Genomic DNA, 14,045 nt, shown 5'->3' with positions numbered 1-14,045 from the left:
AGGTTCATGAGTAAGTAAAAATGGAAGAAATCGCGATTTAGTCACTCATAATAGGTTCATGAGTATGTAAAAAGGCAAGAAGTCGTGATTTAGTGACTCATAATAGGTTCATGAGTAAGTAATAAAAGAAGAAATCGCGAAATAGTGACTCATAAGATGTTGATGAGTATGTAAAAAGGCAAAAAGCCGCGATTAACTTACTCATAACGAGTCCAAGGATCGTTAATCGTTACATAATTCTATAAAAAAATCTCAGTCTTAAGACCGAGATAAGACAATACTTAAGTTTGTATCAAAACAAACAAAAAATAGATAAACTACATAGTAGAATAGTTAATAACAAAAGCTTTCGATTGCTATTAACAAGCTAGTTTAGTGAATAGAGGAGAGCTATATGAAGCGATTTAGACGATTGTCTAGCAATGAATTAACTGGATTATTATTTATAATTGCAGGCATAGGATTATTATTTGATCTATTTTTAAATCCTTTTGCAATAATCGCAGCTGGGGTAGGTATTTATTTATTTCAGTATGGGGCAAAAAAACGTAAAGTTTACCCTTCTACATCTGCGAATATCGCGTTTTTTGGAGGAATCATTTTATTTATCAGTAATGTATTTCAATTGAAATCAATCTTAGGGGTATTATCCTTTATTGTGATTTATGTTGGATATTTAATATTTGTTAATTCTAAATTTAATGCAAAAGTCATTATACCTAACATAGTTGAAACAACGAATACAGGTGTCTTTGAAACAAATTCTCTCATTTCAAATCGATTTTTTACAAATATTCATCTTAAAAATGAATCATTTGAGTTAGAAGATGTAGATTATTATTTTGGAATTGGAGATGTCATAATCGATCTTTCGGAGTCATTTATTCCTGAAGGAGAGACTGTGTTGGTATTAAATGGAATCATCGGAAATATTACTTTGTATGTGCCGTATGATTTGGAAGTCTCGATCCAGCATTCTACTTTATATGGCAAAATTAATATCCTTAAAAATAAATTGAACGGGTTTAACAAGAATTGTAAGTTCACTTCTAATGATTATAAAGAAGCATCAAGAAAGTTAAAAATTGTCACTTCTTTAGCAATCGGAAATATTGAGGTGACAAATAAATGAAAATTGACAAAGGTATCTTTTTATCAATCTGTCTTGCTGCATTTACATCTAGTATTTTAATTTGTGGCGTTGTTTATTATTTCGTTGATCATACTTTCCTTGATAAATTGCTTTTGTATAAAATTGGAAATTTTTCTTTACTATTAATATTATTTGTAGCAATCATAATTATATCAATTGTCTATAGTACAGCTGTTTTGAGCACGATTCGTCATAATGAAAAAGCTTTATTGGAAGGTATAGTAAAGGCAGAAAATGGAATTTATCATAAAGAATCAGAGCATTCAATTCGGTCCATTGATAACGAAATTGAATCAAAACTTCAAAAAATATCTAAACAAATTGAAGATTCAAGGAAGACTGTTCAAAAATTAGTAGATGAAAAGAAATTAATTGAATCTCAAACAATTGAAGATGTCGTAACGAAAGAGCGACATAGACTAGCAAGGGAATTACATGACTCAGTTAGCCAACAATTATTTGCGATTTCGATGATGATTTCTGCGATCAATGAACTAGGTGAAACTACGTTTAAAGAACAATTACAATATATTGAAAAAATGGCGATTAATGCTCAATCAGAAATGCGTGCACTTTTATTACATTTAAGACCAGTTCAGTTAGAAGGTAAAAGCTTAAAAGAAGGCGTAGAAAAGCTTCTAACTGAATTAACCAATCGTCAAGCTCTTCAATTAAAATGGAAAATCGATGATATTACACTATCAAAAGGTGTAGAGGATCATTTATTTAGGATTATTCAAGAAGCTTTATCGAATACTTTAAGGCATGCAAATGCAAAAACTTTTGAAATACGAATTAGAAAAATTGAAGATTTTGTATTAGTTCGAATGATTGATGATGGAATTGGTTTTGATGTCGAAAACCGAAAAACTGGTTCGTATGGTTTGCAATCAATAAGTGAACGTTCTTCCGAAATTGGTGGAACGGCAAAAATAGTAAGTATACCAAAAAGAGGAACGCAGATAGAAGTAAAAGTTCCAGTAATTGAATAGAGGTGGGAAATTTGATCAAAGTCGTGTTAGTTGATGATCATGAGATGGTAAGAATGGGTGTTTCTACATATTTAAGTACTCAATCTGATATTGAAGTGGTTGGTCAAGCAAGTAATGGAAAAGAAGGCGTAGATCTTGTATTAGAAAAACGTCCTGACATTGTATTAATGGACTTAATTATGGAAGTTATGGATGGAATTGAAGCGACAAAACAAATTATTTCAAAATGGCCAGAAGCAAAAATCATCATTGTTACAAGTTTTATTGATGATGAAAATGTATATCCAGCAATTGATGCTGGTGCAATCAGTTATATGTTAAAAACATCTAGAGCTAGCGATATCGCAAATGCAATACGAACGACACATAAAGGTGGCTCAGTTTTAGAACCAGTTGTTACTGGCAAAATGATGAATCGAATGAGAAAATCTACTCAACGCGAATTACATGATGATTTAACGGCTAGGGAACAAGAAGTACTTCATTTAATGACTGAAGGTAAGTCAAATCAAGAAATCGCCGATACTTTATTTGTTTCACTAAAAACGGTAAAAACGCATGTTAGTAATATTTTAACGAAATTAGAAGTGGTCGATCGAACTCAGGCAGTAATTTATGCTTTTAGACATGGAATTGTAGAACAAAAATAGATTTATTTACAAAAAGAAGTCAAAAATGACTTCTTTTTTCTATTTTTATAAGAAGATTTAAAGCAATATTTTAGATAAATAAATAATTAATGGTAAGATAGTTATATTCGTTTTATTTATTTTGGAAGGAGCAGATAATGAAGATAAAATTGAATCATAAAATCATAAAAGAACGCTGCGGTACAGTCTCCTTCAAAAGGGGTGACTCTTTTTATCGCGCAAATAAAGTACAAATCGAAAAATATAATGAAGTTGATTGTACGGCAACAGTTTTAGGGAATGAAGATTTTACCGTTCATATTATAAAAGAAGATAATGGTGATTTTTATTGTAAGTGCACTTGTCCTAAACTAGCTTCAATTAAAACGGATTGTCAACATATAGCTGCAGTTTTAATTTCGATTTTTGAACGTCAGAAAAACGAGGGAAATCCTTCAGAAATTGATATTTTTATAGAAAACTCCCACTTAAATAGATCGAATGGTATTTTAGAACTTTTTCACGATAAACCATTTCGTAAAAGCGGACAATTAAAACATTTTGACGAGCGGCAAATAATTGATTTCGAGTTTATTTGTGAAGTGGTTGAGATGAATGAAGGCTATAAAATACCTGGAATTTCTATGGCATATGGAAAAAAGAAGGTAGAAAATCTACGAAACTTTTTAAAGGATGTTAAAGTGGGGAAACCAAGTAAAATTTCAGCTGAGACTCATTTTGATCCTAATATACATTGTGTTCAAAATGAAGTTAATCGTATTTGGGATCTTTTAATAAAGTTGCTGGATGATGAAATAATGTTTAATGATCCTCTAACTAAGAAAAATGAATATATGTTCATTCCTCCGACAATATGGAGCCAAATTATTAATTTATTAACGGTTACAGAAAACGTCAAAATAATTGAAAAGGGAATACCATTTAATGGAATTTCATTTACCGAAGATAAATTACCATTGGAATTTGAAATAGAGGATTTAAATGGTCAATACTTTTTAACTGCAAAGGGAATCGAGCAATTAACGATAATGGAAACATATTCAACAGTCTTATACCGTGGAAGAATTTATCATCTTAAAGTAGAGGAATTTAATCAACTTGTTGAGTTAAAACAAATCGTTAAAAACACAGCAGATGAAAAAATAATTATTCCAACAGACCAAATCCATCTTTACGTTGAGAAAGTAATTCCAGGTCTTATCAAGCTTGGTAAGGTGCATATACCTACTTCATTATCAAACCGATATTCAGAAACCCCATTAAGCGCAAAGCTATATTTAGATCGTATTAAAAATAAATTACTTGCTGGGCTTGAATTTCATTATGATCGCATCGTTATAAATCCGCTAGATAAAAAAGAAATTCAACTTAGTAAAACGTTAATTAGAGATGAAGAAAAAGAATTAGAAATATTACAATTAATGGAAGATAGTTCATTTTCAAAAACTGAAGGTGGCTATTTCTTACAAAATGAAGAACTTGAATATGAGTTTTTAAGAAATATAGTACCGAAACTTGAAAAACTTACCGAAATTTATGCAACAACCGCTGTTCGAAATAGAATTTTTAAAGAAAATAAGAAACCTCAAATACGCGTTAATTTAAAAAGAGAACGAACGAATTGGTTGGAATTTAAATTTGAATTAGACATTCCTGAGAAACAAATCAAAGAAGTATTATTAGCACTAAAAGAGAAACGGAAATATTATCGGTTACATGATGGCACTTTGTACTCGCTTGAAACGAGAGAATTACAAGAGATAAAACGATTTTTAAATGCAGTACCTGAGCAAGAGTTTGATTATGAAAGTGTTTTAAACTTACCTATAAAAAACGGTCTATATTTATTAGATTCTGCGGAAGAAACTAGTTTGTTTAAAATTGAAGATCGATTGAATCATTTTTATAAGAGTTTAATCAATCCAAATGAAATTGTAGATGAAGTACCTAAAGCATTTAAAAATCTGTTAAGAGATTACCAAATTTTTGGATACAAGTGGATGAAGAATTTAGCAAAGTTCGGATTTGGAGGAATTTTAGCAGATGATATGGGATTAGGTAAAACAATTCAAAGTCTTGCATATATACAATCCTTATTAAACGAAATCCGTTCATTTAATACACCAATCCTAATTGTTTGTCCTACCGCATTAACGTATAACTGGTTAAGTGAGGTATTCAAATTTGCACCTGAAATTCAAGCGCTTGTAATTGATGGAAATAAAAATGAAAGATTGAAAATACAAAAGGAACTAGCAGGTATCGATGTAATCATTACCTCTTATTCGGTGTTAAGAAATGATATAAAGTGGTACGAAAAGCAAAAGTTTCATACAGTATTTTTTGATGAGGCACAGAGTTTTAAAAATCCATTTACTCAAACAGCGAAAGTTGTTAAAAAGCTAAATGCTGATCAACGGTTTGCATTAACAGGTACGCCAATTGAAAATTCACTAGAAGAACTTTGGGCAATTTATCATGTAGTTTTTCCTGAATTATTTGGAGGGTTAAAGGAATTTAGCAATTTGACTAGGAAAACAATTTCTAAAAGAGTGCGACCTTTCTTATTAAGAAGATTAAAAGAGGATGTACTTAAGGAACTTCCAGAGAAAATCGAATCGAAGGAATCTGTTGAATTGTTACCAGAACAAAAAAAATTATATGCAGCTTATTTAGCAAAACTACGACACGATACACTAAAGCATTTAGCAGTGGATAAATTTACATTAGGCAAAAATCATATCAAAATTTTAGCTGGTTTAACGCGTTTAAGACAAATTTGTTGCCATCCAGCGTTATTTATAGATGGTTATGAAGGTAGTTCAGCTAAGTTTGAACAGCTATTTCAAATCATTGAGGCATCAAAAATAGCCGGTAGAAGAGTATTGATCTTCTCTCAATTTACGAAAATGTTAGATTTAATCGGTAGAGAACTCTCAATCATGGGAGAACAATTTTTTTATCTAGATGGACAAACTCCTTCAGAAGAACGTCTATCTATATGCAATCGATTTAACGCTGGTGAACATAACTTCTTTCTAATTTCATTAAAGGCAGGCGGAGTAGGACTCAATTTAACTGGAGCTGATACAGTTATTCTTTATGATAATTGGTGGAATCCAGCGGTTGAAAACCAGGCAACAGATCGAGCATACCGTTTCGGTCAAATGAATGATGTTCAAGTGATCAAGCTAGTCGCTAAAGGAACGATTGAAGATAAAATGAATGAGCTACAAGAGAAGAAAAAGCAATTAATAGGAGAAATTATTGAAACGAATGGAAAACCTTCATTTAATTTAACAGAAGAAGACATTCGTGAATTATTAATGTTTTAAAATAAATTGCCGCTCGAATGAGTGGCTTTTCCATTTCCCTCGAAAAAGCCCTTGGCCTAGTTTTATTTCATTCTTAAATGTTTGAAAACGAGTATATTAGTAATGAAGCTAATTATTTAATAATTTTATAGATTGAAATGAAATTATTTTTTAAGAGAGGGAGAGTTAGCATGAGCAATAATCGAAAATTTGTTAATGTCTCAGCAGGAGTTCCAGGACCAAAGGGAAAAGAACTCATTGAATTACGTAATGAGTTTATTCCAAATGGAGTTGGAAATAATACACCTGTTTTTGTAGAAAAAGCAAACGGTACGATCGTTGAGGATGTTGATGGAAATAAATTTTTAGATTTTGCTGGAGCGATTGGTACGTTAAATGTAGGACATACTCCAAAGAATGTTGTACAAGCGATTAAAAATCAATCCGAGCGATTAATCCACTCTTGCTTTCATGTAGGAATGTATAAGTCTTATATTGATTTAGCTAAAAAATTAACTGAAATAACGCCTGGGGATTTTTCTAAAAAAACAATTCTATTAAATAGCGGTGCTGAAGCAGTTGAAAATGCTGTTAAAATTGCGAGGAAGTATACTGGTCGTTCAGGAATTATTTCGTTTACTCGAGGATTTCATGGGCGAACTTTATTAGGAATGTCTTTAACAAGTAAAGTAAAACCATATAAATATAAAATGGGACCATTTGCTCCAGCTACATATAAAGCTAAATTCCCTTATTTATCAAATAGACCAAAAGAGTTATCTGAAGAAGAATATATTAATTTTTGTATCTCTCAATTTAAGGATTTTCTTTTAACAGATGTGTCTCCAGAAGAAGTGGCTGCAGTTATTATGGAGCCCGTACAAGGAGAAGGGGGATTTATTGTACCTCCAAAGAAATTTGTAAAAGAAGTCTATATGATTTGTAAGTCACATGGAATTTTGTTTATAGCGGATGAAATTCAAACAGGATTTGGGCGAACAGGTGAATTATTTGCATCAACGATTTTTGAAATTGAACCAGATTTAATCACAATGTCAAAATCAATCGCAGCGGGTGTACCAATTAGTGCGGTGACAGGTCGTACTGAAATAATGGATGCTGCATCACCAGGTGAACTAGGTGGAACTTATGGCGGAAGTCCTTTAGGTTGTGTAGCAGCGCTCGAAGTGATTAGAAAAATTGAAAATGAAAAATTATGGATTCGAGCTAGAGTAATTGGAGAAAAAATTAAATCATGTTTTGAACAATTAAAAAATAATTTTCCAATTATTTATGATATTCGAGGATTAGGAGCAATGGTGGGTATCGAATTTATAGATCCTACTTCTGGTCAACCAGCAAAAGAGTTTGTTGCAGCATTAACAAAAAAATGTTGTGAAAATGGGATCATTATTCTTAGCGCAGGTGTTCATAGTAATATTCTTCGTTTCTTAACGCCTTTAATTATTTCTGACGAGGAATTAGATGAAGGACTGGATATTATAAAACAATCAATACATCAAGTTGCTAGCCAGCTTGTAACTGAGGTGAAATAGAATGAAAAAACAATTTTATATAGATGGAAGTTGGGTTGAAGGGGAAAAACATGAAAATCTTGTTGCCCCTCATTCTGGTGAAGTTTTAGCCGAAATACCAATCGCGACTATAGAGAATTTGGAAGAAGCGATTAAAGCGGCTAACAACGCGAAAACCCAAATGGAAAAGCTCAGCTCATATGAAAGAAGTGTCATTTTAGAGCAATTAGTTGAACAGTTTAAAGAAAATCGTTCAAAACTTGCTGAGCTTTTAGCATTAGAGGCATCCAAACCTTTAAAGGCAGCTTTAGGTGAAATCGATCGAACGATTGCAACTTATAAAATAGCTGCTGAAGAAGCAAAAAGAATCTACGGGGAAACAATCCCGTTAGATGCAGTAGCAGGTGGCGAAGGTCGAGTCACTTATACAGTCAGAGAGCCAGTTGGAGTAATTGGTGCAATTACCCCGTTTAATTTCCCATTTAATTTAGTCGCACATAAAGTTGGTCCAGCAATTGCTGCAGGAAATACAGTTGTTTTAAAACCTGCTAGTCAGACTCCACTTTCTGCGATCGCATTAGCTGAAATGATCGATAAAACGAATTTACCTAAAGGTGCGTTTAACCTAATTACCGGAAAGGGCTCCGAAATCGGTGATGCTTTAGTCAAACATCCTGACGTGAAAGCAATTACATTTACCGGCAGTCCTGAAGTCGGCATCTCATTAAAAAACAAAGCAGGATTAAAAAAAGTAACGTTAGAACTAGGTTCAAACTCAGCGTTGATTATCGATGAGGAAGTCCAGTTAACTGATGAATTAATCAATCGTTGTGTATGGGGAGCCTTTATTTATAACGGTCAAGTTTGTATTTCATTACAAAGAATTTTTGTACATCATACACTTTATAATGAATTCATTTTAAAGATGAAAAATGCTACTGAATTATTAAATATAGGTTCGCCATTAGACCTTCAAACAGATATTAGTGCTCTGATTTCTAAAAAAGATGTTGCTAGAATAGATGAATGGGTTAAGCAATCACTTAAAGATGGAGCGGATCTAGTAACTGGTGGCGATATAATTGAAGAACGTCTTTATAAACCTACTATTCTATCAAACGTAAAGAATAGCAGTGATGTATCTTGTAAGGAAATTTTTGGTCCAGTTGTCGTCATCAATTCATATGAACAGTTTGATGAAGCAATAAATGAAGTAAACAATAGTCGATTTGGATTACAAGCTGGAGTCTATACAAACAACTTACAAAGAGCATTATATGCTACTAAAAAATTACATGTAGGTGGCGTGCTAGTAAACGATGTTCCTACATTTAGAGTAGATTTAATGCCTTACGGTGGCGTAAAAGAAAGCGGATATGGAAGAGAAGGCATAAAATATGCAATACAAGAGATGACTGAATTGAAACTAGTTTCTATTAAACTTTAAGAAATTGTATGCAAGAACTGATCATGTATTAATATGATCAGTCTTTTTTTTATCTAAAACTTCAGAATTATATGTTATATTTGTATGAGGCAAAGTAAATTGGTTTAAGTGAATTGTAAAAAGTGCCTTTAAAAATTTGGCACTTCTAAGAGATTCGAAGGGAGATTATGTATGGAAATTCGAAAATTAATAATTGAAGATTTACCTGAGTTTATTCGATTAAGAAGTGAAGGATTAACATTATCACCAGAAGCATTCGGAGAAAGTTTAACTGAATATGAGAAAAAATCAATCGAACAGCACACAAATAATTTCCCTAAGACTTTCGATAATTTTATTATAGGTGCTTTTGACAAAGGCTTACTTGTTGGAGTTGCTGGCTTCTTCCAAAAAAGATCTGAAAAAATGAAACATAAGGGAACAATTTGGGGAATGTATGTTACACCAGATTACCGTGGTAAAGGTGTAGGGAAAAAAGTTTTAAGTCAAGCAATACAGGATGCTATGGAAATTGAAGAAATTTTACAAATTGAATTGGCTGTTATTTCATCAAATCAATCTGCAAAAAAACTTTATGAATCTGTAGGCTTTGAAAGCTTTGGAACAGAAAAAAGAGCATTATTTGTTAATGGTGAATTTTACGATGAGGATCATATGGTTAAGATGATTAAATAAGAGGAAAGAGATGATCAAATGAATGTTTTGATCGTCTTTTTATTTTAAATGCTCTGTTTTAGTAGATTGTTGATACTTATTCAACTGAATGCTAGTTAGGTGAAGAAGGATTAATTTTATAATTTCGGTTGTGCTTAATGAAGGAAGTGCATTAAAAGGCGAAAAATATCTAATCGAATTTTAATAAAAAATGGTAAAATATAGTAAATAGCATAAGGTAATTAAATTAAAAATAACTAAAAAGGTAGGTGTAATCTATGGAAAGAACGCACGAATCAGAAACGACTGAAAGCAAAATTTACCTGGATGATCAGAAAGTATTTTCACCAATAGAAGATCTACAAAAAATAGAGGGTGTTATTCCTTTAAAAAGAAAAAGCTTCGAACTAGGGAAAAAACCAAAGCTAATAAGATATTTAGGATATTTCTTTATTACATTTATCGTATTAACAATGTTATTTGGATTAGTTGCAAGCTTCTTAGACTAATAGAATATTTAATCCGGAAAGAACTATATAACAAGCCAGGGAGAGAAAATTATGAAGAATCTAATCATTGGAGGAATTGGAGTTTTAACCAGTATTTTATTTTTTGGATTTACTCTTATTTCGGCATCAATCTATTCTTTGTACCTATCTCATCCGGCTGGAGATGGATGGGACTCAAATTTAGGAGTTTTCGGAACAGCGTTGTTTAATATTGGAACAATTCCATTGTTAATAAGTACAGTATTCTTTATCATTGGTATTCGTTATGTATATAAGGGAATCAAGGAGTAACAGATTAAAGGGAGGATTCATTTGGAAAACTTAATGTTATTTATCCCAATTATTGTATGGTTTTTAATCTTTGCTGGTATTGCCTTTGGAATTATCTTTTTTGCAAAAAAAATAGTAAGAAAATAAGAAAATGAGCAAGTAAAAATCACAAAATATTTTGGAGGTCTTCTTATATGTTTATAGGAATATTACTCATTTTATTTGGATTTTTACTAATATTGAATCCAGAAGCATTTTGGGTTGTTACAGAAAGCTGGAAATCCGATGGTGCAACAGAACCATCTTCTTTTTATAAGTGGAGTACACGGTTTGGAGGAATGATGTGTGTTTTAGTTGGTGCTGCTAGTATCATCGTGTCAACGTTTTAATATAAGAATTAATGATCACAATTAATGTGGTCTTTTTTTGTGTGAAAAAAGAATGTTGGGTTAATCCTTATGTAACTATATGGCAGTTTAGTTGCATAAGGAATGTTATAATTACTTGATATATCAATCGGATGGGGGAAGTTAAAATTGTTTGTAAAAATTGAATTTGAATACGAAAAGGATACAGTTTATTTTAGATGTCCTGCAAAAGTGGGAAGAAATATCCGTCAACTGCAACAAGATTTTTTTAGATGGTTAAATGATAGAAATAATGACCATCCTTTCTGGGTATCTTTTGGTGTTGATGAGGACGGAAATGAGGAATTTGGACTGAGTTATAATGAAGATGCGTTTATTTATTGGCTTAATAATGTAAGATTTAACAAAGGGAAGAAAGTTGCAGTTCTGATAAAGAACCCAAAATTTTTACCAAAGAAGACAATAAGTTTTTAAATTCTTATTGAACTAAAGCATGCATTAGTTTAAGATCACTAGTTGTTCGCAGCTCGTTTTTTTATGCAACAAAATGGCAGGATAGTTGCTTAAGGTTTGATATAATAAAAGGGTGTAAATCGTATTTTAAATTGTTTCTATTTATGGGAGGAAAGAATGGTAGCACAAAGTCATTATTTCACTTTTGGTGCAGAGATGGGAGATCCGTATGCAAGTGATGCTGTATCTCCAAAGCTTATTCAATTAAGAAAATTATTAGTTCAGCATTGTAATAAAATTTATTGTAAAGAAATTGACGAAATTGCACCAATTCTTCGAGTGGATGGTATGTATTCTGATTTTAATTTTGAAGGATATGAAAAACTACGATTAAGTAAAAAATTTAGATATATTACTATTGATGTTGGTATGCCCCAATCAAAATGGGAAAATAAAACAGATACTGAAATAAAAGAGTATTTAATTGTTAATCTTAAAAGTGCTTTAGAAGCTATGGTAAAATGTTTGAAAAAAGAAAAATATGGGTTAAATGAAACTGATTTATGGGAAGACTTTTGCAAGGTTGAGAAACAATTCTTATGCAACTAACGAATGCATTAGTTGAATAAGAACTTAGGAGCTGATCTTTCACTCAGCTCCTATTTTTTATTTGGCAGTTTATTCAATGAGCAGTAGGAATTTTAAGATAAAAACAGAATAAATCATTAAAAGTGGATTAAAAAGTAAGGGGTATTGTTTATGAAAGATTCTATTTATAAAATTCTTCATATAGTGTTGTTGATTGGAATTTGTATTTTGCTATTTCGCATTGGAACTGAGCTGGATAAAATTGCTGATACAATATGGCGAAGTAATTTTGAATAAAATATTTTTCTCTTGTTCAACTAACGCAATGCGATAGTTGAACAACTTAAAAGGCTGCTATGTAGCCTTTTTATTGTGCTAAAATAAAACTTAGTGTGAATAAGGTATAGGAAATGGTTTCTTTGAATATTGACCAAGAAATTATAAAGTTAAAAAGTAGTAGATTACTTAAAAGTGAACAAGAGGTTAATGATTTTGAAGAAGCCATTGAACGTATTGTTGCATATGGAGAAATAACTTTTATCAAATATTTGTGTTATGGTTTTCATGATAAAACTGAACGTGATGAGGTTACGTTTGGTTTAATCCATGCAATTGAATCATTCGATCAAAAATATCCCTTAGATGATACCTTAAGAGAATTAGCTAAATCTGTATATGTAATGATACCTGATGCTATGGAATGGGCGAAAACATTACATAAGCGAATATTAAATCATAGACCAACGCTTCAAGTATATATAGAAGTTGTAAAAAGTTTAGATACTAATTCAAAGAATATAATTGCAAATATCGTTTCTTCTATAAAGGATAAAAATCCAACAAGATTTGAAGAGAAAGGAGAAATGTTTTTAAGTTCAATAAATTAGGATTAGCTTATTCAACTACCATGGGAGTGCATTAAAAACTCCCATTCACTGTTGTGAATCCGAGGAATCATGTTTGGCTAACGCATGCATTAGTTGAATCAAACATTAAAATGACTGTTTGGTGAAAATAGTCTTTTTTAGTACTCAAAAATCAACATTATAGTTTAACAGGGCCTATTTCTAAGATATGCATAGTAAAATAGATATTATAGAATTTAAGGAGGAATAAATGAAGAAAATTACTTTTTTATTAATTATAATGTCTGTAGTTGGTCTATTATTAACCGGTTGTACTGAAAAAGAAAATTTAAAAGCATTTGATTCGGAGAGTGAAGCCATAGAATATGGTATAAAAAAATCACCAGAAATTGTAGAAATCCTTGGAGAATCAAAATATGTATACAATGAAAAAATTATTGTTTATTTATTCCGTACCAATAAAGGGGAAGGTTTAGGGACAGCGAGTTTAATTCAAAAGAAGAAAAAAGTAAGTTGGATTACTAACGGAAATGGCGCATTAGTAAAACAAACTAAAGGAAATACCACAATAGAAAAAGTTATTGAAAGTGCATCAGGAATTAAATATGATTTTTATGCAGGTGTAGCCAAGAATTCTAATATAAGTATCGAAACTCGTACAGATTATGATGTTAAGCCTCATATTGATAAAAAATCAAATATTTATTATTACCTTTCTCCATTACCAGTAAAAAAGGGAAAATGAATACAAAAACAAAATATCTAACGCGATTTTAATTATGTCCTAAGTGAGTTTTCTTCACTTGGGACTATTTTTCTCTCGTAGCATTGTGAAAACAACAATAAGGACATTCAAACTCTACTTCTTCATGTTTCTTTTTATCTATTTGTGTACGACAAAATGAGGGAAAATCGTCTTCTTGATAGGCTTGGTATTGATGATTTTAAGCTTTGTCATGAATGGTTTACCTAATCAGCCATGAAGCAAAAAATAATTATTAATAACGAATCCTTATTCAACTAAAGCATGCATAAGTTGAATAAAATTTAAACTAATTTAGGCATTTTGAAATCTACTAATATTTTTAATGAGTGAAGGAGCAGATAAGTTGAGTAATAATTTTCCATTACGAATTAGACCAATTCATGAAGAAGATTTATTTTCACTTTGGACATTGATGTATAAAGAGAGTTCACCAGAGTGGAAGAAATGGGATGCACCATATTTTGAACATAAAGCTGTCAC

At 31.3% G+C, this 14,045-nt stretch carries 14 protein-coding genes; all 14 read left to right on the top strand.

Annotation, left to right across the window (positions count from 1 at the left end):
* Window positions 1-394: 394 nt before the first annotated feature.
* The 14 genes from liaF (at window position 395) to COE53_RS00010 (ending at window position 13,544) form a co-directional block, all read left to right on the top strand.
* Complete coding sequence (liaF, locus tag COE53_RS00075) at window positions 395-1,132, top strand: cell wall-active antibiotics response protein LiaF (protein WP_069032429.1); 738 nt, start codon at window positions 395-397, stop codon at window positions 1,130-1,132.
* On the top strand, window positions 1,129-2,145 hold the full coding sequence (locus COE53_RS00070) for a sensor histidine kinase (RefSeq protein WP_069032430.1): 1,017 nt from the start codon (window positions 1,129-1,131) through the stop codon (window positions 2,143-2,145). The genes liaF and COE53_RS00070 overlap by 4 nt, the downstream gene beginning before the upstream one ends.
* Window positions 2,146-2,156: 11 nt before the next feature.
* Window positions 2,157-2,795 (top strand): response regulator transcription factor, encoded by a 639-nt coding sequence (locus COE53_RS00065; protein WP_069032431.1) that lies wholly within the window; start codon window positions 2,157-2,159, stop codon window positions 2,793-2,795.
* A 137-nt stretch (window positions 2,796-2,932) separates the two neighbouring features.
* Complete coding sequence (locus COE53_RS00060) at window positions 2,933-6,130, top strand: DEAD/DEAH box helicase (protein ID WP_098947253.1); 3,198 nt, start codon at window positions 2,933-2,935, stop codon at window positions 6,128-6,130.
* Window positions 6,131-6,300: 170 nt separating this feature from the next.
* On the top strand, window positions 6,301-7,665 hold the full coding sequence (gabT, locus tag COE53_RS00055) for a 4-aminobutyrate--2-oxoglutarate transaminase (protein WP_069032433.1): 1,365 nt from the start codon (window positions 6,301-6,303) through the stop codon (window positions 7,663-7,665).
* Between the two features lies 1 nt (window position 7,666).
* A complete protein-coding gene (locus COE53_RS00050; protein WP_069032434.1) occupies window positions 7,667-9,091 on the top strand; it encodes an aldehyde dehydrogenase family protein in 1,425 nt (474 codons plus the stop codon).
* Window positions 9,092-9,262: 171 nt separating this feature from the next.
* Entirely contained in the window at window positions 9,263-9,766 is a 504-nt protein-coding gene (locus COE53_RS00045; RefSeq protein ID WP_069032435.1) for a GNAT family N-acetyltransferase, read from the top strand.
* A 257-nt stretch (window positions 9,767-10,023) separates the two neighbouring features.
* Complete coding sequence (locus COE53_RS00040) at window positions 10,024-10,254, top strand: hypothetical protein (protein ID WP_069032436.1); 231 nt, start codon at window positions 10,024-10,026, stop codon at window positions 10,252-10,254.
* A gap of 51 nt (window positions 10,255-10,305) precedes the next feature.
* Window positions 10,306-10,545: a hypothetical protein gene (locus tag COE53_RS00035; protein WP_069032437.1), complete on the top strand. Its 240-nt coding sequence runs from the start codon at window positions 10,306-10,308 to the stop codon at window positions 10,543-10,545.
* A gap of 173 nt (window positions 10,546-10,718) precedes the next feature.
* Window positions 10,719-10,913 (top strand): DUF6199 family natural product biosynthesis protein, encoded by a 195-nt coding sequence (locus COE53_RS00030; protein ID WP_069032438.1) that lies wholly within the window; start codon window positions 10,719-10,721, stop codon window positions 10,911-10,913.
* A 147-nt stretch (window positions 10,914-11,060) separates the two neighbouring features.
* Complete coding sequence (locus COE53_RS00025) at window positions 11,061-11,366, top strand: hypothetical protein (RefSeq protein ID WP_069032439.1); 306 nt, start codon at window positions 11,061-11,063, stop codon at window positions 11,364-11,366.
* Between the two features lie 156 nt (window positions 11,367-11,522).
* Window positions 11,523-11,954, top strand: a complete 432-nt coding sequence (locus tag COE53_RS00020; protein ID WP_069032440.1) for a hypothetical protein — start codon at window positions 11,523-11,525, stop codon at window positions 11,952-11,954.
* 398 nt (window positions 11,955-12,352) lie between these two features.
* Window positions 12,353-12,820: an Imm30 family immunity protein gene (locus tag COE53_RS00015; RefSeq protein ID WP_069032441.1), complete on the top strand. Its 468-nt coding sequence runs from the start codon at window positions 12,353-12,355 to the stop codon at window positions 12,818-12,820.
* A gap of 229 nt (window positions 12,821-13,049) precedes the next feature.
* Window positions 13,050-13,544, top strand: a complete 495-nt coding sequence (locus tag COE53_RS00010) for a hypothetical protein (protein ID WP_069032442.1) — start codon at window positions 13,050-13,052, stop codon at window positions 13,542-13,544.
* Window positions 13,545-14,045: the final 501 nt, after the last annotated feature.

Source organism: Bacillus sp. AFS029533, assembly GCF_002585125.1.
Taxonomy (GTDB): domain Bacteria; phylum Bacillota; class Bacilli; order Bacillales; family Bacillaceae_G; genus Gottfriedia; species Gottfriedia luciferensis_B.
The sequence above is the reverse complement of the archived record's forward strand: the minus strand, read 5'-3'. Positions and strand labels throughout refer to the sequence as shown.

Bases quoted from the DNA above. Each gene is read 5' to 3' on its own strand.
- liaF (WP_069032429.1), top strand. From the start codon at position 395: ATGAAGCGATTTAGACGATTGTCTAGCAATGAATTAACTGGATTATTA.
- COE53_RS00070 (WP_069032430.1), top strand. From the start codon at position 1,129: ATGAAAATTGACAAAGGTATCTTTTTATCAATCTGTCTTGCTGCATTT.
- COE53_RS00060 (WP_098947253.1), top strand. From the start codon at position 2,933: ATGAAGATAAAATTGAATCATAAAATCATAAAAGAACGCTGCGGTACA.
- gabT (WP_069032433.1), top strand. From the start codon at position 6,301: ATGAGCAATAATCGAAAATTTGTTAATGTCTCAGCAGGAGTTCCAGGA.
- COE53_RS00050 (WP_069032434.1), top strand. From the start codon at position 7,667: ATGAAAAAACAATTTTATATAGATGGAAGTTGGGTTGAAGGGGAAAAA.
- COE53_RS00045 (WP_069032435.1), top strand. From the start codon at position 9,263: ATGGAAATTCGAAAATTAATAATTGAAGATTTACCTGAGTTTATTCGA.
- COE53_RS00040 (WP_069032436.1), top strand. From the start codon at position 10,024: ATGGAAAGAACGCACGAATCAGAAACGACTGAAAGCAAAATTTACCTG.
- COE53_RS00035 (WP_069032437.1), top strand. From the start codon at position 10,306: ATGAAGAATCTAATCATTGGAGGAATTGGAGTTTTAACCAGTATTTTA.
- COE53_RS00030 (WP_069032438.1), top strand. From the start codon at position 10,719: ATGTTTATAGGAATATTACTCATTTTATTTGGATTTTTACTAATATTG.
- COE53_RS00020 (WP_069032440.1), top strand. From the start codon at position 11,523: ATGGTAGCACAAAGTCATTATTTCACTTTTGGTGCAGAGATGGGAGAT.
- COE53_RS00010 (WP_069032442.1), top strand. From the start codon at position 13,050: ATGAAGAAAATTACTTTTTTATTAATTATAATGTCTGTAGTTGGTCTA.